The sequence below is a fragment of the Bacillus cereus group sp. MG4 genome, assembly GCF_040460055.1.
In the GTDB taxonomy this organism is placed as follows: Bacteria; Bacillota; Bacilli; order Bacillales; family Bacillaceae_G; genus Bacillus_A; species Bacillus_A wiedmannii.
On sequence record NZ_JARVGZ010000001.1, the window covers coordinates 2,109,898 to 2,132,102 of the forward strand.

A 22,205-nucleotide genomic window follows, 5' to 3' on the forward strand; every position below is an offset into this window, starting at 1 on the left:
AATTTCCCCCTTATATGATTGATACGTTTTTTGTACAAACTACTTTTTTTATCATATATACTGCCTGTTCTAACTCTTCATTCGTTACAATGAGTGGCGGTAATAGTCTTATAACATTAGGCCCTGCTTGTAATACGAGAAGTCCCTCTTTTTCTAGTTGTTCTATAAAACTTGCAACTTCATGCTTACACTCAATCCCAATCATAAGCCCCTTACCACGTATATTTTGAATACAGTCGACATGTCGTAATTCCTCTCGCAGCTTCTCTAATACGTATTCGCCCTTTTCCTTTACTTCTTTTAAAAACGATGGTCTCTTACTTACTTGCAATACTTCTTTCGCTGCAGCCATCGCAATATAATTCCCGCCAAACGTTGAACCGTGTGATCCTGCAGTGAACGACGTTCCGAGTTCCTTACGGCCGATCATCGCTCCAACAGGAATACCATTTCCTAGTGCCTTTGCAACGGTAACGATATCAGGTTTTATTCCCATTTGTTCGTAAGCAAATAGTGTTCCTGTTCTTCCTATCCCCGTTTGTACTTCGTCTATAATAAATAAGGAGCCGAACTTATTACATAATGTTTCAATCTCTTCCAAAAAAGATAGATTAGCAGGTATGACTCCTCCCTCTCCTTGAACAACTTCTACCATTACCGCCGCGACTTCTTCATTCATTACTTCCTCTAACACCTTCACGTCGTTAAAAGGGATATGTAAAAATGACGGAAGGAGTGGACCAAATCCTTCCTTCACTTTATTTTGCCCCGTCGCACTCATCGTTGCGAATGTTCTACCGTGAAAAGACTGCTGGCATGTTACGACGAGAGATTTTCCAGTATGCTTACGAGCCAGCTTCAACGCAGCCTCATTCGCCTCTGCCCCGCTATTACAGAAAAAAACAGAATCTAATGCTATATTTTCTGTTAATAATGACGCGACTTCTTCTTGTAAGCTGTTTGTAAACAGGTTAGATATATGCCATATATCATGAAGTTGCTCTTGTACAGCTTTCATAACAGTAGGGTGACAATGTCCTAAATTACATACGCCAATTCCTGATGTAAAATCTAAATATTGCTTACCATTTTTATCAATAACTTTCGTTCCACTTCCCTTTACAAACTCAATATTTCTTCTCCCATATGTTTGAAAAAGATGACTTGTCATACGATACTTACTCCTTTCGTTACCGTCGTTCCGATACAATCTCCCGTAACTTTAGTAAAATCTTTTGTACCGTTCACAATACTTATCTTTTGCACTCCCATTTTTAATGACACTAGTGCCGCCTGTACTTTCGGAATCATCCCGCCTGTAATAACTCCTTTTTCTATTAAAGTAACAATTTCAAATTCATCCGTTTTCTTTACTAATTTTCCTTCATGTAATATCCCATCTACATCCGTAATAAAAATGAGTTCTTTTGCGGATAACGCCGCCGCAATTCCAGCTGCAGCGGTATCCGCATTTATGTTATAAATCTCATTATCATTTATCCCGATTGGAGCAATAACAGGAATATAATTCAAATTTATCAATCCTTTTAGTAAGGCTGTTTCGACATAACTTACTTCTCCCACATATCCTATTTCTTCGCTGACAGGTTGAACTTGAAGTAAATTGCCGTCACACCCTGAACAACCTACCGCAAGTAAATTATGCCTTTGCAACTTCATTACAAACTTTTTATTCGTACTTCCGCATAGCACCATTTGAACAATATCCATAACTTCTTTTGGTGTTACTCGTAACCCATCTCTTTTTTCTACTTTAATGTTACAATCTTTTAATTGCGCATCAATTTCTGGGCCGCCACCATGGACAATCACTACTTTATACTTCTGTTGCAATTTCTTTATACAATCAAAAAACACATCATTTAATTGATCCAACATACTACCGCCGCATTTCACTACAATATAATCGCTCATCTTCCCTCTCCTTATGTACGATAACAAGCGTTTATTTTCACATATTCATAGCTTAAGTCACAGCCCCAAGATGATCCGGTTTCTTCTCCTAAATGTAAATACACATCAATCATAATTTCATGTTCTTTTAATTTCTTTTTCATTTCCTCTTCAGAAAACATTTGAGGTTCACTATTTTTTAACACAGCGATAGATTGAAGAGTAATATCAATTGTATTTGGATTAATCGCTACTTCACTTTGTCCCATACTGCTAATAATTCGCCCCCAATTTGGGTCTTCACCATGTATTGCTGTTTTCACAAGACTCGAACCGACTATTTGCTTTGCAATTTTCTTTGCCTCTTCATTCGTTCGAGCTCCTAGCACATTTACTTCTATTAACTTCGTAGCACCTTCACCATCTTGTGCAATTTTTTTTGCTAAATCTTCACATACCTTCTGTAAAGCAAATACGAAAGTTTCCCAATCTGCATGTTCCATATTGATTGGTTTCGTTCCTGATAATCCACTTGCCATAACGATGACCATATCATTCGTAGAAGTATCTCCATCCACCGTAATTTGATTAAATGTATGATTCGTTATTTGTGATAATGCTATTTGCAATACATCATGCTCTATATGAGCGTCTGTCGTAATAAAACTCAGCATCGTTGCCATATTCGGATGAATCATCCCTGAACCTTTAGCAACACCAGCAAGCACCACTTTCTTCCCATCAATCATCATCTCATAGCACGTTTCTTTCGTTATAAGATCCGTCGTTAAAATCGCTTCAGAAAAAGAATGAGCTTCACTTACTTCCTTCGTCGGGATAAGATTTGCAACTCCCTTTCGGATTATATCCATCGGTAAAGGAACACCAATTACACCTGTTGAAGCTACTGCAACGTAATTTTCCTTCACTCCAAAATGTTCCGCCCCTAATGCACGCATCTCGTAGGCATCTTGTAATCCTTTCATTCCTGTACAAGCATTTGCATTTCCACTATTGACGATAATCGCTTGTAATTTCCCCTCAGCTGCTATACTGTCTTTCGTTACTTGCAGCGGGGCTGCTTGTATTTGATTCGTTGTATAGACAGCGGCACATGATGCTGGCACTTCACAAATGATCACACCTAAATCTCTTTGTTCTTTTTTTAAACCATTTGCAGTACCGATTGCCGAAAAGCCTTTTGGCGTTACAATTGAACCATTTTCTAATTTTGTAATAGACTCTACTTTAATCATCATGTCCCCCTTATAGATAAAGCGGCATATGTTGTAAACCTGTTGTTTCTTCTAGTCCCGCAACTATGTTTGCATTTTGAATCGCTTGCCCAGCCGCACCTTTCATCATATTGTCTATAACAGAAATGACTGTCACTCTTCCTGTTCTTTCATCGTAAGCTATCCCCATATCACAATAATTTGAGCCCCTCACTTCTTTCGGACTTGGAAACTCTCCTTGCGTGCGAATTCGAATAAAAGCCGATTGTTCATACGTTTCTTCATATAATTTTTGAAGTTGTTCTACTTCCATTTCTCGTTTTACTTTCGCATAAAGGGTAACCATAATCCCCCGTGATATCGGTATTAAATGTGTACTAAACGTGATTGGCTTCGTTTCCCTATTCCACTCTGCAAGCATTTGCTCAATCTCAGGAATGTGTTGATGCTCATTTACTTTATAAATGTGCAAGTTATCGTATAACTCAGGAAAGTGAGTCATTGTTGTTGGCGTTTTGCCAGCTCCAGATACTCCTGATTTCGCATCAATAATAATGGAATCTTCTTCAATCATGCCGCTACGTACTAACGGCAATATCGCTAATAATGCGGCTGTAGCAAAACATCCTGGGTTTGCAATTAAATTTGTATTTTGAATCTCGGACCTTTTCCATTCACTTAACCCATATACAGCTTCACTAAGAACTTCTTCTTTTGCAGCTGCCCTTTTATACCACTGTTCATATATCAAAGGATCTTTCATACGAAAGTCTCCAGATAGGTCAATTACTTTTAAACCTACTGCTAATAATTTTGGAGTTAACTCTCCTGATACTCCTGCTGGAGTTGCTAAAAATACAATTTCTGCTTTCTTCTTTATTTCCTCCGCATTAATTTCTTTTAACGTATGAACAAGAACATTTTGAAAATGCGGATATACATTTGTTATACACTCGCCAACTTGCGAAAAAGAATGAAGAGATGCTATCGAAAAATATGGATGTTGCTCTAATAACCGAATTAACTCAATACCTCCATACCCAGTTGCTCCAATAATCGCGACTTTCATATGCTCCTCCTCATATCGATTCTTTAAATTAAGTATGATTATAATATTGTATATTTATAGAGTCAATTAAATATTTATAAATTTTATAAACTTAAAAAACTTAATTTTACTAAAAAAACAATATACACAACCGATTTTTTATACAGAAACAGTGTATAGTAGTTTTTTCATTTCACTTCAAGTACAATAAAGTGAAACTATAATCAGTGGGGTTTTGTTCATCCCCACTGATTATTAGCCCACACCAATCGGGCGTTTACGGGCCGTTGATCTCCCACCTAACTTCTTTGCTCTAGCCGAATTTTAAGGTGGAAGTTTTACTGCCCGGCAAATAGCGGGATAAAACAATACATGTATACATACAGGCGGGGAAAAACATGAATGAAAAATTAATTGAGAAAATGATCATAAAAAGTTTTCAACAATATCAATGTAATCCTATGTCAAATGAGGATCAGGAAATGCTAATTCAACATATTCAAACGATAATTCATTCAAATACTGAAATTGATGTATACGAGGCAGTTGAAGATATCGTTTACGATTATGTGACTGGAAAATAAAAAAATAGGAGATTTCCATATGGAAATCTCCTATTTTTTGCTTAATGATTTACCTGCAACACGCTCAAATAAACCTGGGAATAGAGCATAAAGTTTTGGACCAATGCCCATCCACTTCGGTAAGTTTACTTCGCGCTTTTTCGTTTTCATTGATTGCACGATTTGTTCTGCTACATATGTTGGTTTTAACATATACCGTCCCATATTTTTCACATATGTACCGGATTGATCAGCTATTTCAAAAAAGTTTGTATCTATTGGACCTGGATTAATTGCTGTTATGAAAACATTTGTACTAGACAACTCCATGCGTAAACTATTCGTAAATCCTAGTACTGCATGTTTCGTCGCTGCATACGCACTCGATTTCGGAGTTGCAATTTTTCCAGCAAGTGAAGCAATATTAATAATATGCCCTTCGTTTCTTTTCACCATATAAGGTAGTACCGCTTTCGTACAAGCTACTAATCCAAATACATTTACTTGGAACATATCTTTCACTTCATCCATTGACGCATCTTCAAACGTTTTAAAAATACCAAATCCCGCATTGTTTACTAATATATCAATACGTCCCACTTCTTGTAATACCTTTGAAAAAACAGATTGTACTTCCGTCTCTTCACTTACATCTAATACATAATAATAGCAAGGCGTATTATAAGTTTCTTTAATTTTCTCTGCTAACGCTTTTAATTTCTTTTCTGTTCTAGCCATTAATACTGGAGTCGCCCCCTGCTCTGCAACTTGCATTGCAACTTGCTCTCCAATTCCACTAGAAGCACCTGTAATGACGATTACTTTGTCTTGTAAACGTCCCGTCATTGCTGTCACCTACTTTGCATAATAAATCAATTGTTGCGAAGATTCATCAATCATCACTTGTTGATTATATGCTAAAAAATCTAATTGTCCAACAGTTTCTGAAATAGTAAGCGGCAATTGCTCCTTATATAATACCGGAAATAGTTTTACACATACTTCAAATGCTGTCATTGGTTTTTCCTTTAATAACTCAAGCACTTTAAACGCACGTGTTTCTTGCTTTTGTAATCTCGTTTCAATAAGTTGTTTCACATTTAGAACATCTTCTCCATGTCCTGATAAAATGCGCGGAATATTCATTTCACTTAAACGCTTTAACGTTTGATTATATTGTAATAACGGGCGCGCCCTTTCTGTTTGTCCTTCATATGGTGGTTCTAATATGGGATTCGAAGAAATATGGCTAATGAGAGCATCCCCGCCAATTAATATTCCATCAGATTCTCTATATAATGAAATATGAGTGGAAGCATGACCTGGTGTTTCGATTACTGTAAACCCAGGTAAAGAATCAATACGATCTCCCTCTCTCACAGTATGCGTTAACGATCTATTACAAGAATATTTAAGTGTCTTCGTCGTCAATAACGCCTCGTCTTTCAAAAATGCCGCTGGAACACCAAATTGCAAAGCTGTCTCTCTAAAAAACTCATGATACCGCTTTAAAAATTCTGGATTTTGCGTGATCCAAGGCTCATTCCAAGGATGTCCAATAATGTTCGTTTTCTCAGAAAATATATTTAAAAGCCCACAATGATCCGCATGATGATGCGTAATGACTACTGTTTTAATATCTTCTATCGCATATCCTAATGTACCTAATTGCCTTTCTAATGCACTTCTTGCCTCTTCTGTATTCGTCCCTGTATCAATTAATGTTAATGTCTCCCCCTCAACTAAAAACACATTCACAGTTTCAACAGCAAATGGTACAGGAATCTCCATTCGGTGAATCGCCGTCATGCTTAGCCCCCCTGTCTCTTTCCGGTTCAAAAATGAATACTTCTTCAGTTTACAACTTCTATATATATTTGTCATTATTTTCAGATAAAAAGAGGTGTTTCCTATAAAAAAACGAATGTATGTACATTTATAAGAATTTCTAACCAAATTTAAAGGAGGAACATCATGTCTATTCAAAACATTTCCTTTCTCGGTGCAGGCTCTATTGCTGAAGCTATTATTGGTGGCTTGTTACATGCAAATGTTGTGAAAGGCGAACAAATTACCGTAAGTAATCGTTCCAACGAGACAAGATTGCAGGAGCTACATAAAAAATATGGCGTCAAAGGTACGCATAATAAAAAAGAGCTACTTACTGATACAACTATTCTTTTTCTAGCAATGAAACCAAAGGATGTTGCAGAAGCACTTACTCCTTTTAAAGAAGATATACATAATAACCTGCTTATTATTTCCTTATTAGCAGGTGTTTCTACTCACTCGATTAGAAACCTACTTCAAAAAGATGTTCCGATTATTCGTGCGATGCCAAATACATCTGCAGCTATTTTAAAATCAGCTACTGCTATCTCGCCTTCAAAACATGCAACAGCGGAACATATTCAGACTGCCATAGCTTTATTTGAAACAATCGGTCTCGTCTCTGTTGTAGAGGAAGAAGATATGCATGCTGTCACTGCATTATCTGGAAGTGGGCCTGCTTATATTTATTACGTAGTGGAAGCGATGGAAGAAGCCGCAAAAACAATTGGTTTAAAAGAAGATGTTGCAAAGTCACTTATTCTTCAGACGATGATTGGTGCTGCTGAAATGCTAAAAGCAAGTGAAAAACACCCTTCTGTTTTGCGAAAGGAAATTACTTCTCCTGGCGGAACGACCGAAGCAGGCATTGAAGTATTACAAGAACATAAATTTCAACAAGCACTTATTTCTTGTATTACACAGGCTACACAACGATCACATAATCTTGGGAAAACATTAGAACAACTAACAAAAGAAAAATAAAAAATGGAGCTCAATTTTACTTGAGCCCCATTTTTTTATTAACATATATTGTTTAGTTATTAGTCTTCCCAAAAATCTCTTCTTGCAGACGGCGACCAGTTGGTGTTGCTGCAAGTCCACCTTCAGCTGTTTCACGAAGTGCTACTGGCATCGTTTGTCCGATTCTAAACATCGCCTCAATCACTTCATCACATGGAATTGTACTCGTTACGCCAGCTAATGCTAAATCAGCTGAAATCATCGCATTCGCAGCTCCTGCTGCATTACGTTTTACACAAGGTACTTCTACAAGCCCTGCAACAGGATCACATACTAAACCAAGCATATTCTTTAATGAAATCGCCATCGCTGTAGCTGCTTGATCTTGTGTTCCACCAGCCATCTCAACTGCTGCTGCTGCTGCCATTCCACTTGCTGAACCTACTTCAGCTTGGCAACCTCCTGCCGCGCCGGAAATACAAGCATTATTCGCAACAACCATACCGAAAGCTCCTGCTGTAAATAAAAATTCGATCATCTCTTCGCGTGTCGGCTGTAATTTTTCTTGCAGTGCAAACAGTACACCTGGCACTGTTCCAGCAGACCCTGCTGTTGGTGTTGCACAAATAATTCCCATCGCTGCGTTTACTTCATTTGTTGCAACAGCTTTACTCACCGCGTCCAAAATCGTATCTCCAGATAAGCCTTTTCCGCTATTCATATACGCCTGAACTTTTACAGCATCTCCGCCAGTTAAACCAGTTGGTGATTTCACTCCGCGAATACCACGTTCTACTGCTTGCTCCATCACGACTAAGTTCTTTTCCATACCAGCAATTACTTCTTCACGTGAAATACTTCTTGTTTTCATTTCACATTGAATCATAATTTCTGCGATTTTTACATTTTGTTCTTTAGCTTGCGCCACTAGTTCCGCTGCGTTCCGAAACATGGTGTGTCCCCCCTGCAATTATTCCATAATAGTTACTTGACAAATATTTTGTTGCGCGTTTATTTCTTCAATCACTTCATCTGCTAATAATTCATCTGTTTCGATAACCATAAGCGCTCTTCTTCCTTTTTCTTTACGAGAAACACTCATTGTACTAATGTTAATTTCATGTTTCGCAAGGATTGAAGCTACTGCTGCAATAGCACCGAAGCGATCGTTATTTACAATAAGTAGTGCTGGACTCGTGCCTGTTAATTGAAGATCGAATCCGTTTAATTCTACAACTTCAATTTTACCGCCACCAATTGAGCAAGCAACAACTTCAATTTCTTCTTCACCTTTATACAAACGAATTCTCGCTGTATTTGGGTGAGGTGCATTTGCATCTTCTTCAATGAATTCTACTTCGATGTTGCGCTCTTTTGCTATGTCTAGCGCCTCTGGAATACGTAAGTCATCTGTTTCAAACCCTAATATTCCACCGATCAATGCTACATCCGTACCATGCCCTCGATACGTCTTTGCAAATGATCCATATAATGAAATGCTTACTCTTTCTGGTTCATGACGAAACAGCTGGCGAGCAACTTGCCCCATTCTTGCTGCGCCTGCTGTATGTGAACTTGATGGACCAATCATAACTGGACCAATAATATCAAATACTGAGCGATACTTCATCATAACTCCCCCTAAACCTCTATAAAAAAAATTTTACTATTCTATTAAGCTACCGAATTGGTTGCTTTTCCAGTAGTACGACGAATTTGTTCCGCTATACGAATTGGATAGTTTTTGAATAACAGTGAAACAATATATCCTGAAATAATACCAGTTATGATAATAAATAAGAAACTTAGCATTACCTTCATTTAAAAATAATATAAGCTAATCCAGAATAAAGTCTGGTGGCAATCCAAAGTTTAACACAGAACCCCTTACAAGGATAGCATAAACAAGTGAAACTCCCATTGCTTTCATACCTTTTAGTGCTTTAAAGCTAAAAAGTGAAAAAAGACTTAGTACAAATAATAGTAATATCCTTCTTATTTATAATTCTCATGTTTCCCTCTCACGATTTAGTCAACTCCACTTGTTACGACAAATGGCTAAAACGCATGTAGCCTACAATAAATTATAATCTGCCCTCATTATAGCTTGTTTTTAATAAAACGCTTACTTTTAATAAATTTTAAAAGTTCTGAATAACGATACATTTTTGCTATTTGTACCACTCGTATGTCGTCTGACTTATATAACAGTTTTTCTAAACAATCGGTACTATGTATTTTTATCCTATCTCTTCACATCATTAAAACTTTCTGTTTCATCCAATATAAACATAAAATGATAACAGTTTTATTTTAAATTTTTTTTAGAAATAAAAAAATGGCAACCTTTCGTCACCATTTTTTCACACCATTATTATCTATCTACTGGAAATGATTTCAAATCCGTAGCTATTTCTGTATTAGAAAATAGCTCTCTTGCCTCTTTCCATAATTCCTTATATGTATCTCCTTGATAACGAGAACTAATATGAGTCAATATTAATCTTTTTGCATTTGCCTGAAGTGCAATACTCGCAGCTTGCTTAGATGTAGAATGAAAATAATCATACGCTTGTTGTTCATCTTCTGCAGCAAAAGTGGCTTCATGAACAAGTACGTCAGCGTCTTGTGCCAGCTCTCTACTCGCTTCACAATATCTTGTATCACCTAAAATGGTAATAATTCTTCCCTTTTGAGGTGGACCAATAAAGTCTTTTCCATTTAGTATCGTACCATTTTCTAATTCAACTACTTCTCCATCTTTTAAACGTTTAAAGAGCGGGCCAGGTTTCACCCCCATCTCCAGCAATTTATCGACTAAAAGAGCACCTTGTATATCTTTCTCTACAATACGATACCCAAAACATTCAATACCATGTGACAATCTTTTCGTTTCCACGTGAAATTCATTATCTTCAAATACAGTACCTTCTTCTGTTATCTCCACAATTTCAAGTGGATATTTTACATGTGTCGTACTTACTGATAATGCCACTTCAATAAATTGTTTAATTCCTTTTGGTCCATACACTGTTAAAGGTGTAGTCCCTCCTTGAAATGAACGGCTTCCTAATAAACCAGGCAAGCCAAAAATATGATCACCATGTAAATGCGTAATAAATATTTTTTCAATGCGGCGTGGGCGTACTGATGTATGTAATATTTGATGTTGCGTCGCCTCGCCACAATCAAATAACCAAGTCTGTCCTCGTTCTTCTAACAATTGCAAAGCAATTGCCGAAACGTTCCTTCCTTTCGAAGGAACACCTGCACCAGTTCCTAAAAATACAAATTCCACTTTCTTTCCTCCAGCTCTTTATATAATCTACCTTTCATCTTACGGAATGTTATTTCAAATGGCAAATCGAATTTACATAACCAATCATCTAGACAACTATATATCACGAACGTTATACTCAAAAAACTTAGTAATCGTTCGTGTTTTATGTTAAAATGATTATACTACATTTTAAGGGAGCGTTTTATTATGAAAGAAGCATTTCGTTTACAAACTGATTTTTCATCTTCATTTGATCGCTGGGTAAGTTCTTTCGTGTCTGATCACCCAGCACAATTAGAATGGACGACTTTGAAAGAATTAATCCATGAATATACAACAACACATACAAATGATTCATTACCAACATATATTTCTTCAGCTTTAACATATTACGCACAACGCGTTTCAACAACAAACAGTTCAGAAATTGTTATTTTTGAAAATGTTACAATCTCTTAATTTATCATAAAAAAGCACTGGTTACAGTGCTTTTTTATTTATACTTATTTAGCAAATCGTCATATTCCGCCCCAAGATCTTTATACATACTTCTATCAAACTCATCTAAATTTATCCTTTCACTTAGTTTATTTAATAATTCCTTTGCTTGTAGTGCAAAAGAAACAATTTATTTTCTATAAAAACTTTATAGTAAAAAATTTCATAGTTAATTGTAAAAATAAAAGGTGTCATGATATTTACTACGTCATGACACCTTCTACATAAACTTATTTTCTAATTTTTGCTGAAAAGACTTTTCTTGCTTACGTAATAATTGACTACCTCGTTGTAAAATCGGCATTCCATACTTATCATTAATTTGATCGATGACAGCAAGTAGCGGCTCTTCTTTCGCATCTTCTTCAAATGAAAACAAATCTAATTGTTTCACCGATTCTGTCTTCCACTCTATTTCAGTAGCTGTAACACCTAGTAAACGAACGGAATCACCGTCCCAATGTTGCTTCCATAAACGAGATGCTGCCTGAAAAATATCTCGTTCTTCCCAAATCGCATTTTTCAATTGCTTACTCCGCGTTACTGTCCGCCTATCATGATATTTAATCATAATTTGAATATTATAGCTGACAAGAGTTCGCTTTTGTAATCTTTTACTCACTGATTTTGATAGCCGTTCTAACATATCAAGTAATTCTTTCTCTTCATCCATATCCTTTGAAAAAGTCATCGAATTACCGACACTTTTATGTTGTCCCATTTGACTCGGGTCAACTTCCCTATCATCCATACCTTTTGCCCGCCTTTGTAAATCAACACCATGCTTCCCAATTTTAGCGCGAATGATATGTTCGTTCCCTTTTGCTAACTGCTCAATTGTTTGTATATGAATATCATTTAATTTTTCAGCTGTTTTTTCTCCAATTCCATGCATCGCTTCAACTGGAAGTGGCCAAATCATTTCTGGAATATCTCGTTTTCGAAGCACGGTAATACCGAGAGGCTTTTTCATATCAGAAGCTGTTTTTGCTAGGAAAAGGTTAGGAGCAATTCCGATGCTACACGGAAGCTGTAACTCTGTTAATAACACCTGCTGAATCATCTTTGCTATTTCAAGAGGTGAACCGAGTGCGTAGCAATCTGTAATATCTAAATACCCCTCATCTATAGAGACTGGTTGTATTTTTTCCGTAAAACGGGAAAGGATTTGAAACATTTGAAATGAAGCTTCACGATATAATGTAAAATTAGGACGCATTACAACTAATTGCGGGCATAACCTTTTTGCTTCCCAAAGAGGCATTGTTGTACGTATTCCATAGTCTCTTGCCTCATAACTACATGTTATAATAATTCCTTTTCTTTCTTTTTCATTTCCAGCAACTGCTAACGGCTTCCCTTGTAATGATGGGTCATGAGCAATTTCAACAGATGCGAAAAAACAATTCATATCTACATGCAAAATAACACGACCATTTTTCGGATACATTTCTCGCATAGTACTCACTCCCTAATCAGAACGTTCGTTCTTTCATTATATCAAATTTTGCATAATAGTTATAATAATTACTTGTTCTTTTCCCTTTATATATTCGATATAATTTACATAAAATGGATATAATTATAAAAAGGAGTGATTGTGATGAAGTCAACTAATAAACTCAACTATACGTTCCTTGTGATTATATTAATCATAGCCATTAATTATTTACTGCTTCCTATTTTTAATATTAATACGTTTGGATTCTTCCCTCGCCTAGTACATATAGCAACAACTTATATATTGCCATGGATTTTCTTTTATTGGCTGATCCGCCTTGTAAAAGCAATCGAATCAAAATAAAAAGCGTGTAAATCAATTGTGATTTACACGCTTTTTCTATTACATTACTTTGCTACTTCTTCAATAATTGCGACAACTAATTCCGCTGTTTTTGCTAATTCTTCAACAGGAATCTTTTCGTTTGTTGTATGAATTTCTTCATAACCAACCGCTAAGTTAACTGTTGGAATACCGTGTCCTGCAATTACGTTTGCATCACTTCCGCCACCACTTTGGTGAAGAGAAGGTGTACGACCAATGTTTTCAGCTGCACGTTTTGCAACTTCTACAACGTGATCGCCCTCAGCAAATTTAAATCCTGGGTACATAACGTTTACTTCAACGTCTGCATGACCACCCATTTCTTTTGCAGTTGTTTCAAATGCTTCTTTCATTTTCGCAACTTGTGCTTCCATTTTTTCATTGATTAAAGAACGCGCTTCCGCAAAGATTTGTACATGATCGCAAACGATATTTGTTTGTGTACCACCTTCAAAACGTCCAATATTTGCCGTAGTTTCAGAATCAATACGACCAAGTGGCATCTTCGCAATTGCTTTCGCTGCGATAGTAATTGCAGATACACCTTTTTCTGGTGCTACACCAGCATGAGCTGTTTTCCCACGAATAATCGCATTCACTTTCGCTTGTGTTGGAGCTGCAACAACGATTTCACCAACTTTTCCATCGCTATCTAATGCATAGCCGTATTTCGCTGTAATGCGCTCACGATCTAATGCTTTTGCACCAACAAGACCAGATTCTTCTCCAACTGTAATAATAAATTCAATTGTACCATGAGGGATATTTTTCTCTTTTAAAACACGGATTGCTTCGAACATGGATGCTAATCCTGCTTTATCATCCGCACCTAAAATCGTAGTACCATCTGATACGATATATCCATCTTTAATAGAAGGCTTAATTCCATTACCAGGAACTACTGTATCCATATGAGAAGTAAAGTAAATTGTATCAACACCATCTTTTGTTGCAGGTAATGTACAAATTAAATTACCCGCACCATGCCCAGTAACAGCCATTGTGTCATCTTCAAATACTTCTACACCTAAATCTGTAAATTTCTTTGTTAATACTTTGCAAATTTCTGCTTCAAATTTCGTTTCAGAATCTACTTGTACTAATTCCATAAATTCATTTACTAAACGTTCTTGATTAATCATAAGACTGCGCCTCCTGCACTACCATTATGTATGTAACACTATTAATTATAACAGAATTTCGCAAAAGTTTCGAAATACAAGACAAAAAACAGACGGTTTATATGTCTAGATAACCATCTGCTTTCTATTACTCATTTAACAATACCCAGCGCATATGATCTTCCCATACTCCATTAACCATTAACATTTTCCTAGACACGCCCTCATATTGAAAGCCTATCTTCGTCACTACTTGTATAGATGCTAAATTTCGTGGCATAATCGGTGCTTCTATACGATGTAACTGAAATTCCTCAAAAGCAACTTGAATCGCTTTTCTAAGCGCTTCTGTCGTATAACCTTTGTTTAACTCAGCCTTATCTAATTTATAGCCGAGTACACAAGATTGATAAATTCCGCGAACAATTAAATTAAATGAAATACATCCAATTATTTTCGTATCATCACCCTTTTTAAAAATCCAAAGCCTAATGATTTTACCTTCTGCAAACTCTTTTCTATCCTTTTGTAACTTTTTCTTCTGATAATCTAACGTAAAAAAATCATCCGGTCTATACTCTTCCCAAGCTTTTAAAAATTCACGATTTCTGTCGTAATATTGAAGAACTTTTTCAGCATACGACTCATCAATTTCCCTTAAATGTAAACGATTTGTTTCATATATTTTCATCATCGTATCTCCATTCTTCAGCTTGCATAACAAAAAACTTATACTCTATCATTAATTATATATTCTCTACATACATACAAATTTCCTGTTATACTTTACATGCACTTCTCGAATTTTGTCACTTCTCTCCCCTTGTCCACAATATCATTTCTCGTTACAATGATATTGTACTGATTTGCAAGGAGGTTTAACGATGCATAAAAAAGCTCAAAAAGTTATGATTTATGTAATGCTAATTTCTATGCTTGTAACAACATTACTTGCTGGCGCAAGTATGTTTTGGTAAAAAGGACGATGTGTTCGTCCTTTTTTTACTTTTTACACATAACATAATAAAATAAACCATCTCGATATCGAGATGGTTTATTTTATATAAAGCACAATCGCTACAATACTAAAGGAAAATGACATTACAAGTGCTGTTATAAAACTTGTATATTGTTTCTGCTGAAATGCTCCAATAACAAAAGTAAGATTGAGTAATGCCATACATACAATTGCTACAAGATAAGAACATATATTAAAAGTTGCCAATATGAATGTAATAACAAATAGAAATCCCATAAAAAATTGCATATACGAAATTTTTGGATTCAAGTACATATGAGCAACCCCTTTATCTAATTTTTTATCCCGATTGGTGAGGGCTGATAATCCGCGGGTAAAAAACATCCCACTGATTAAAGTTTCACTTTATCTTTCTATACTCTCATTAACTCATGGTTATGTACACATGTCAAGACAACTTATTACAGTAGAAAAAGCCAACCTTTTCGTTGGCTTTTTCATATGCAATGGCTCCTTTTTGTTTTGCCAATTGCTGAAATGATTTTTTCGACTTCACAATCCATACTTTCGTTCCAATTGGAATGCGGTCAAATAAATACTCCACATCGTTTTTCTTCATTCTTATACATCCTTGTGAAATATACTTTCCAATTGAACTAGGTTGGTTTGTTCCATGTATTCCATATTTACTTCCATCAGTTCCTCTTGCATTAAATCCAATCCACCTTGACCCAAGTGGATTTTTCGGTGACCCACCTGGAATATCCTTCGCAATATAATACGGATCCTTCGCTTTCATTACAACATCAAAAGTTCCCTCTGGAGTTAATTCATTTGTTTTCCCTGTCGCTACTGGAAAAACCTTTTGGATCTTTCCATCGTCAATATAAGCTAGTTTATTCGTCGCTTTATTTACAATAATAAAAGGATCTCCGGCACGTGGATTATCACCAAGAGGCCAAATAGGCGATAAAGAAAGACATAATATGAAAGAGAGAAGATACGGCATAATAATTCCTACCTTCTATATAAGTTCTTTTATATTATCCTTTCCCTTAAAACGGCTTTTAATGAGTAAATATTGTTCCATTTCATATACAAGTTGAACAAGCTTCGCACGTATCTCAAATTCTTCACGTGTAACGGGCAATGGCATGTCTCTAAATAATTCTCTCATTTCTTGAAGCTGTCTTAAGGAAATAACCCCAGTACTCTCAGGGCTAATAGCATTCCCAATGTTTTCAACCACATCCGCAATCATGTCAGCTTGTTCATATGTCCATGATAAAGAAGCTGCTAATGGTATCATCCGCTCTAAAATTTCGAATTGTTGCATGCGCATATTAAAATAACGATAGTAATAGCCATCTTCTCGCATAAATGCATTCTCAAGTTTCTTAAACGATAACTCCCTTGCTTCATTTAGCATATTTTCAGTTTCAATAAGTTCTGCCCCACTCCAACTACTTTCTCTGTTTCTTAAATAAACGACCATTTCAAACAAAATTGTTTTAAAATTACTTTCTATTGTATCCTGATACTCTTTTAACTTATTTTCACTACTTGGCATATACATATTCACTAATAAAGCCACGCTAATTCCTATCGTTAATATCGCAATTTCATTTCCAACAATAAGCCATGTAATTTGTTTCAATGAATATAGATGCATCACAATAACTGAACTCGTGACAATACCTTCTTGAATTTTAAGCATAACTGCAGTCGGAATAAATGTAAGTAATAGCACGCTAATGGCTAGCGGTGTATATCCAATTGTTTCAAAAATACAAAACGCGAATACCATTGATAATACACAAGCTAAAAAACGATGTAACGATACTTGAAGTGATTTACGTTTCGTATTTTGTACACATAATATAACTAAAATGCCCGCTGAACTATAAAATTCTAATCCTAATAACTGAGCAATAAAAACTGCTGCACCTGTCCCTATTGCTGTTTTTACTGTACGGTATCCAATTTTGAACATAGCATTGCTCCTATATGTATAAACGTATTTACAGCTAGTATAAAAAAAGGATGACACAATGTCATCCTTTTCTACTTATTATTCACGTAAACATTACATATTACAATATTTTTTGTAAAAATTGTTGCGCACGTTCACTTTTCGGTGCTACAAAAAATTCTGCTGGCGCACTATCTTCTACAAGCTTTCCACCATCTAAAAAGAGCACACGATCTGCTACTTCTTTTGCAAATCCCATTTCATGTGTAACAATCACCATTGTCATTCCTGTCGTAACTAATGATTTCATAACTTCTAACACTTCTTTTACCATCTCTGGATCTAGTGCTGATGTTGGTTCATCAAATAACATAACTTCTGGTTCCATCGCTAACGCTCTCGCAATTGCTACACGTTGCTTTTGTCCTCCAGAAAGACGATTGGGATACGTATCTTTTTTATCTAATAAACCGACCTTTTCTAAAAGTTTCTCGGCTTTCTTGTCAGCTTCTTGTTTCGTTACTCCTTTTACATTGATAGGAGCATACGTAATATTTTCTAATACAGTCATATGAGGAAATAGGTGAAAATGCTGAAATACCATTCCGACATTTTCACGAACGTGCATAATATTCGTTTTCGGATTCGTTACTTCTTCCGTTCCAATCCAAATGTGACCATTTGTCGGTGCTTCTAACACATTCATACAACGTAAAAATGTTGATTTCCCTGATCCAGACGGTCCAATAATTGCTACTACTTCCCCTTTTTCAATCGTTGTTGTAATCCCTTTTAATACTTCGTTTTTTCCAAATGATTTATGAAGGTTTTCAATTTTAATCACTTTTCTTCATTCTCCCTTCAATTGCCTTCCCGACTAATGTAAGAATAATGACTAGCATATAATAAATTAGTCCAACAAAAAGTAATGGTTCAAGATATTTAAACGTCTCACCGCCTACAATGTAAGCACGGCGCATTAAATCGGTCGCTCCTATTACTGTTACTACAGCCGATTCTTTCGTAAGTGTCGCAAACTCGTTCACAAGCGCTGGTAATATATTTTTTAATGCTTGAGGGAAAATGATATTTCGCATCATTTTCCCGTAAGGAATCCCTAAAGCCATCGCTGCTTCTGTTTGTCCTTTATCAACCGCTTGAATGCCGGCACGAATTACCTCTGACATATATGCACCTGAATTTAAGCTAAATGCTAATACAGCTGCTACGAATGCTGGTATTTCATAACCAATTATTTGCGGGACACCGAAATAAATAATCATTAATTGCAATACAAGTGGTGTACCACGGAAAATTGATGTATAAAAATCTGCCGCTATATTTAATGCTCGTATTCTAGCAATTTTGCAAAGTGCTAATAACGTTCCTAAAATAAACCCAACTAACGCTGATACTGCTACAATTTTCAAAGTAACTTCTAGGCCTTTTAGTATATATGGTATCGAAGGCGTAATCGCCGAAAAATCTAAGTTCATTCTTTTCATTCCCCTCACAGAAAAGTGAAAGGCAGCTTACTTCTCGCTGCCAAACCATTTCTTCACTAATTTATCCATTTCTCCATTTTCTTGCATTTTTTTAATTACTTTATTAAATTCTGCTGTTTTATCACTGTTTTTCGGAAGGGCAATTGCTGCTCCTACTTCTTCTGGTGCTTCTTTAATTTCAATTCCTTGTAATTCTTTCATTTTTTCTAAATAATTTTTAGCAACTGTGTCTTCTATAATTGCAGCGTCAAAACGACCAGCTTTAATTTCTTGTACGATTTCTGGTATACGGTCACGTCCCTCAACTTTGAAATCTACTTGTTTTTTAAATTCTGCTGCTTTCTCTTCTTGGATAGATCCTGTTTGTACCCCTACTTTTTTCCCTTTTAAATCCTCTACAGATTGAATATTAGAATCCTTTTTAGAAACGACCATGTTTTTCGCAACAAAATATATATCTGTGAAATCAACATTATTTTTACGCTCTGCCGTTGGCGTCATACCTGCCATTACGAAATCAACTTTTCCTGAGCTAAGAGATGCTAATAAACCACCAAAATCCATATCTTTCACTTTCACTTCATAACCAAGTTCTTTTCCGATATATTTAGCAACATCAACATCAAAGCCGATAATTTCATCACTTTTTGAGGCTTCTACGTATTCATATGGTTTATAATCTGCTGAAGTCCCCATAACCAGTACTTTCTTATTTTTTCCAGTAGCCTTTTCTTCCCCATTACTACAAGCACTGAACATACTTACAATTAAAATAAGTGCAAACGATATTGATAATAACTTCTTCATCTTTCTTCCCCCTAATAGTGTATATTTAAAAGTTTAATAGAATATTTATTCGATGTTTGTATTGTATCAGCACTTTCATTTTTATGCAATATATAAAATAAAAATAAACAAAATATCAATACAAACACCGTTTTGTATGTATAAAATATTGTATAAAACAACACAACTATGCATGTCCCATAAATTTTAACACTAAATAAAAGAAGGCGGTACATCCACTTCATTGTGGACGTACCGCCTTTTCGCTTATATTTACCCCGCTATTTGTGGACAGTAAAAGTCCGATTGGTGAGGGCTGATAATCAGTGGGGTATGCCCCCCACTGATTAAAGTTTCACTTTATAGTTCTTCACAATTCTCTTCGAAATAAGATTGTAGTTTTGCAATAACTTGCATTGGTTCATGACCTTCAATTTCATGACGTTCTACCATCGTTACAATTTTTCCATCTTTTAATAAAGCGAATGATGGAGAAGAAGGTGGATATCCTTCGAAATATTCACGAGCTGTTGCTGTTGCTTCTTTATCTTGACCTGCAAACACCGTTACAAGATGGTTAGGACGTTTATCATAATGTACGGAATGCGCAGCAGCAGGACGAGCAATACCACCTGCACAACCACATACAGAGTTTACCATTACAAGTGTTGTTCCATTTCTTTTAAACGCTTCTTCTACTGCTTCCGGCGTCGTCAATTCTGTATATCCAGCAGAGACAATCTCTTCACGTGCTTGGCGGACAACATCATTCATAAAAAAGTTAAAATTAATCAATCTTTTCCCTCCTCTAAAACTATCTATTTGTATCTTACCAGTTAATGTTTATGAAATACAAGTAAGTTTACTTGTATTTGGGTATAGAAAAGGTGTTAGAGCTCTTGCTCTAACACCTTTTCTTAATGGCCACGATGCTTTTGCTTTGCTTTTTGTACTTTAATTAAACGTCTTCTTTGTTTTTCAGCTTCTCGCTTCTCTTTAGACTGCACTTTCTTTTCTTGTTTATGCAGTTCATAAGATAAGCTAATTGCCTCTTGTGCCTTAGTAAAACGTTTTACATTTACTTCTTTTGCCACTTGTCGTATGATACGTTTTATATTTTTTGGACGCTGTTTTTCTTTCACTTCCACACCGCATTTTGCAACGTGCTGGAAATATGCTAACATTGGACCATTCACAAATATAAGTACTTCTTCGTCTGACGGCTCCGTTCCAAAAATATGCCTTGCTCCATACAATTTCCCTGTTTCTTTACATGTAATGATTCCAACAAAAAATTGGCCATCGTAATATACTGTCAAATCCATTGACAGCCCCTCCTTTAAAAAAATTAGAAATACGGGACATCCCGGAGGGGAAGGTTACTGACATGAAATCATGCGTCTAGACTACCGACCAGAACTGTGTTTTTGTATTTCTTTCACTATTATTATATCTTTTTTTCCATAATTTTCATATATTCAGCAATCATTTTTTTATGCGATCCTACAATATAATCAGGTAGTTGTGTTAGTGGGAAGAATGTAAGCTGAACCGCTTCTTCTTTATTCATAACAAACTCCCCTTCATATTCCTCGGTATAATAGGCTGTCGTTACGGATTGAAATTCATCACCATTTGCTAGTTTTGTAAAATAATTCGCTCCAGAAAATACATTAATTAATCGCAAGTTCTTCACTTCTATTCCTGTCTCTTCATATACTTCACGGCAAGCTGTTTCTTCTGGTGATTCGCCAAGCTCCATTAATCCGCCAGGTAGCCCCCATTTTCCGTAAGGCTCTGTTCTTTGCTGTAATAATACATATCCATTTTCATTTATAACGAGTACAACAGCACCAACTAAAATTAAAGGGCGATGACCAACTACTTTTCGTAACTCCTCTACATATCCCATCGTATCCCTCCTTTTTCGTTGTCCACACTATTGTATCATATGTATGAAACGACAAAATGCGTATATTTTTCATTTTTTTAACAAAATATTTATTTTATGAGCTTCATCTACTGTAGCTAACATAATGGATTCGACTTCTGCACTCTTCTCTAGAAATTCTCTCGCCCACTCTTCTGTTTTTCCTACTAAAGCTAGAACATCTTGCTGAATCCTCCCATCCTTTACTAATACAAAAGAAACTGGAGATTTTTTTCCCGCCACTTTCAGATCAAGCCGCGAAACTGCTTCATATTCTGGATACCGAAATATAGAAACAACACCATTCGCTTCCCATAATGCTAATCTAATCGTTTGAATATCGCTCACATTTCGCATGCGAAGTTCCGAAAATAAATATTCCACCGTAATTCTCGCTTTTTTCAAATTGCTAAAATCAATGGAACCATTGTGTATAAGAATAATAGGTGCTGGCTCTAAAAAGCGTCTCCATCTATCCCATTTCAACATTAAGACTGAGCTTATAATGTGAAGTACAACGAGTATGAACGTTGTACTCATCGAGCCGAATAATCCCACTTTTTCATCAGATAATGCGTTAGAAATATTCCCACCAAGCAATAATACTAATACAACATCTAAAAAACGAAGTTGCGCGATGGACCTTTGCCCCATCGCTTTCGCAACTAATATTAAAAATATATATGCTATAATAGCCCGAATAACCCATTCACTATTAGAAAGATGCCGTGCCCCTTCAAAAATATGCATATGCAT

The 22,205-nt window shown here is 35.9% G+C and carries 27 protein-coding genes; 5 read left to right on the plus strand and 22 right to left on the minus strand.

The features are described 5' to 3' along the window. Nucleotides 1-10: 10 nt before the first annotated feature. From QCI41_RS11035 to argC, 4 genes are read right to left on the minus strand one after another with little or no spacing between them, the layout of a single operon-like run. Nucleotides 11-1,171, minus strand: coding sequence for an acetylornithine transaminase (locus tag QCI41_RS11035; RefSeq protein ID WP_353837470.1), 1,161 nt, complete (start codon nt 1,169-1,171; stop codon nt 11-13). Beyond that, nucleotides 1,168-1,935, minus strand: coding sequence for an acetylglutamate kinase (argB, locus tag QCI41_RS11040; protein WP_353837469.1), 768 nt, complete (start codon nt 1,933-1,935; stop codon nt 1,168-1,170). Before argB ends, QCI41_RS11035 begins: the two co-directional genes overlap by 4 nt. 11 nt (nt 1,936-1,946) lie before the next feature. Then, nucleotides 1,947-3,170: a bifunctional glutamate N-acetyltransferase/amino-acid acetyltransferase ArgJ gene (gene argJ / locus QCI41_RS11045; RefSeq protein ID WP_353837468.1), complete on the minus strand. Its 1,224-nt coding sequence runs from the start codon at nt 3,168-3,170 to the stop codon at nt 1,947-1,949. A 10-nt stretch (nt 3,171-3,180) separates the two neighbouring features. Then, nucleotides 3,181-4,218 (minus strand): N-acetyl-gamma-glutamyl-phosphate reductase, encoded by a 1,038-nt coding sequence (gene argC, locus QCI41_RS11050; RefSeq protein ID WP_353837467.1) that lies wholly within the window; start codon nt 4,216-4,218, stop codon nt 3,181-3,183. Between the two features lie 377 nt (nt 4,219-4,595). Between argC and QCI41_RS11055 the strand changes: the two genes are divergently transcribed. After that, nucleotides 4,596-4,781, plus strand: a complete 186-nt coding sequence (locus QCI41_RS11055; protein ID WP_353837466.1) for a YqzH family protein — start codon at nt 4,596-4,598, stop codon at nt 4,779-4,781. 30 nt (nt 4,782-4,811) lie between these two features. On the opposite strand, the gene QCI41_RS11060 is transcribed toward QCI41_RS11055, so the two are convergent. Next, nucleotides 4,812-5,606: an SDR family oxidoreductase gene (locus QCI41_RS11060; RefSeq protein ID WP_353837465.1), complete on the minus strand. Its 795-nt coding sequence runs from the start codon at nt 5,604-5,606 to the stop codon at nt 4,812-4,814. A gap of 9 nt (nt 5,607-5,615) precedes the next feature. Then, nucleotides 5,616-6,569 carry an MBL fold metallo-hydrolase gene (locus QCI41_RS11065; RefSeq protein WP_353837464.1) on the minus strand — a complete coding sequence of 318 codons (954 nt, stop codon included), beginning with the start codon at nt 6,567-6,569 and terminating at the stop codon, nt 5,616-5,618. 165 nt (nt 6,570-6,734) lie between these two features. Here QCI41_RS11065 and proI point away from each other — a divergent pair, with 165 nt between their 5' ends. Next, nucleotides 6,735-7,574 (plus strand): pyrroline-5-carboxylate reductase ProI, encoded by an 840-nt coding sequence (proI, locus tag QCI41_RS11070; RefSeq protein ID WP_000027261.1) that lies wholly within the window; start codon nt 6,735-6,737, stop codon nt 7,572-7,574. A 52-nt stretch (nt 7,575-7,626) separates the two neighbouring features. Here proI and sdaAA read toward each other — a convergent pair whose 3' ends face one another. The 3 genes from sdaAA to rnz all read right to left on the minus strand — a co-directional run bounded on the left by sdaAA (nt 7,627) and on the right by rnz (nt 10,851). After that, entirely contained in the window at nt 7,627-8,505 is an 879-nt protein-coding gene (sdaAA, locus tag QCI41_RS11075; RefSeq protein ID WP_000489470.1) for an L-serine ammonia-lyase, iron-sulfur-dependent, subunit alpha, read from the minus strand. Between the two features lie 18 nt (nt 8,506-8,523). Then, nucleotides 8,524-9,183 carry an L-serine ammonia-lyase, iron-sulfur-dependent subunit beta gene (gene sdaAB, locus QCI41_RS11080; protein ID WP_000877443.1) on the minus strand — a complete coding sequence of 220 codons (660 nt, stop codon included), beginning with the start codon at nt 9,181-9,183 and terminating at the stop codon, nt 8,524-8,526. 744 nt (nt 9,184-9,927) lie between these two features. Next, complete coding sequence (gene rnz / locus QCI41_RS11085) at nt 9,928-10,851, minus strand: ribonuclease Z (protein WP_000397451.1); 924 nt, start codon at nt 10,849-10,851, stop codon at nt 9,928-9,930. Between the two features lie 189 nt (nt 10,852-11,040). Between rnz and QCI41_RS11090 the strand changes: the two genes are divergently transcribed. After that, on the plus strand, nt 11,041-11,292 hold the full coding sequence (locus QCI41_RS11090) for a DUF3932 family protein (protein WP_000656497.1): 252 nt from the start codon (nt 11,041-11,043) through the stop codon (nt 11,290-11,292). Nucleotides 11,293-11,551: 259 nt separating this feature from the next. Here QCI41_RS11090 and QCI41_RS11095 read toward each other — a convergent pair whose 3' ends face one another. Beyond that, nucleotides 11,552-12,790 carry a DNA polymerase IV gene (locus tag QCI41_RS11095; protein WP_001208849.1) on the minus strand — a complete coding sequence of 413 codons (1,239 nt, stop codon included), beginning with the start codon at nt 12,788-12,790 and terminating at the stop codon, nt 11,552-11,554. 144 nt (nt 12,791-12,934) lie between these two features. On the opposite strand from QCI41_RS11095, the gene QCI41_RS11100 reads away from it, so the two are divergent. Further along, a complete protein-coding gene (locus QCI41_RS11100; protein WP_353837463.1) occupies nt 12,935-13,135 on the plus strand; it encodes a hypothetical protein in 201 nt (66 codons plus the stop codon). Nucleotides 13,136-13,179: 44 nt separating this feature from the next. Here the strand turns inward: QCI41_RS11100 and QCI41_RS11105 are convergent, their stop codons facing one another. Next, nucleotides 13,180-14,298 (minus strand): tripeptidase T, encoded by a 1,119-nt coding sequence (locus QCI41_RS11105; protein ID WP_046957504.1) that lies wholly within the window; start codon nt 14,296-14,298, stop codon nt 13,180-13,182. A 127-nt stretch (nt 14,299-14,425) separates the two neighbouring features. Further along, entirely contained in the window at nt 14,426-14,971 is a 546-nt protein-coding gene (locus QCI41_RS11110; protein WP_002008488.1) for a GNAT family N-acetyltransferase, read from the minus strand. 190 nt (nt 14,972-15,161) lie between these two features. Between QCI41_RS11110 and prli42 the strand changes: the two genes are divergently transcribed. Beyond that, nucleotides 15,162-15,254: a stressosome-associated protein Prli42 gene (gene prli42 / locus QCI41_RS11115; RefSeq protein WP_000549038.1), complete on the plus strand. Its 93-nt coding sequence runs from the start codon at nt 15,162-15,164 to the stop codon at nt 15,252-15,254. 77 nt (nt 15,255-15,331) lie between these two features. Here the strand turns inward: prli42 and QCI41_RS11120 are convergent, their stop codons facing one another. The 10 genes from QCI41_RS11120 to QCI41_RS11165 form a co-directional block, all read right to left on the minus strand. Then, on the minus strand, nt 15,332-15,571 hold the full coding sequence (locus QCI41_RS11120; RefSeq protein WP_000281162.1) for a DUF3894 domain-containing protein: 240 nt from the start codon (nt 15,569-15,571) through the stop codon (nt 15,332-15,334). 133 nt (nt 15,572-15,704) lie between these two features. After that, complete coding sequence (locus QCI41_RS11125; protein ID WP_001146549.1) at nt 15,705-16,265, minus strand: L,D-transpeptidase; 561 nt, start codon at nt 16,263-16,265, stop codon at nt 15,705-15,707. Nucleotides 16,266-16,280: 15 nt separating this feature from the next. Beyond that, nucleotides 16,281-17,249: an aromatic acid exporter family protein gene (locus QCI41_RS11130; RefSeq protein ID WP_353837462.1), complete on the minus strand. Its 969-nt coding sequence runs from the start codon at nt 17,247-17,249 to the stop codon at nt 16,281-16,283. Between the two features lie 100 nt (nt 17,250-17,349). Next, entirely contained in the window at nt 17,350-18,072 is a 723-nt protein-coding gene (locus QCI41_RS11135; protein ID WP_000590214.1) for an amino acid ABC transporter ATP-binding protein, read from the minus strand. Continuing rightward, nucleotides 18,065-18,724, minus strand: coding sequence for an amino acid ABC transporter permease (locus QCI41_RS11140; RefSeq protein WP_001046922.1), 660 nt, complete (start codon nt 18,722-18,724; stop codon nt 18,065-18,067). Before QCI41_RS11140 ends, QCI41_RS11135 begins: the two co-directional genes overlap by 8 nt. 36 nt (nt 18,725-18,760) lie before the next feature. Further along, nucleotides 18,761-19,540: a transporter substrate-binding domain-containing protein gene (locus tag QCI41_RS11145; protein ID WP_000735475.1), complete on the minus strand. Its 780-nt coding sequence runs from the start codon at nt 19,538-19,540 to the stop codon at nt 18,761-18,763. 339 nt (nt 19,541-19,879) lie between these two features. Next, nucleotides 19,880-20,293, minus strand: a complete 414-nt coding sequence (locus QCI41_RS11150; protein ID WP_002008492.1) for a BrxA/BrxB family bacilliredoxin — start codon at nt 20,291-20,293, stop codon at nt 19,880-19,882. Between the two features lie 143 nt (nt 20,294-20,436). Then, nucleotides 20,437-20,844, minus strand: a complete 408-nt coding sequence (locus tag QCI41_RS11155) for a YjdF family protein (protein WP_353837461.1) — start codon at nt 20,842-20,844, stop codon at nt 20,437-20,439. A 122-nt stretch (nt 20,845-20,966) separates the two neighbouring features. Next, entirely contained in the window at nt 20,967-21,431 is a 465-nt protein-coding gene (locus QCI41_RS11160) for an NUDIX hydrolase (protein WP_353837460.1), read from the minus strand. Between the two features lie 69 nt (nt 21,432-21,500). Then, nucleotides 21,501-22,205, minus strand: a complete 705-nt coding sequence (locus QCI41_RS11165; protein WP_199712544.1) for a DUF421 domain-containing protein — start codon at nt 22,203-22,205, stop codon at nt 21,501-21,503.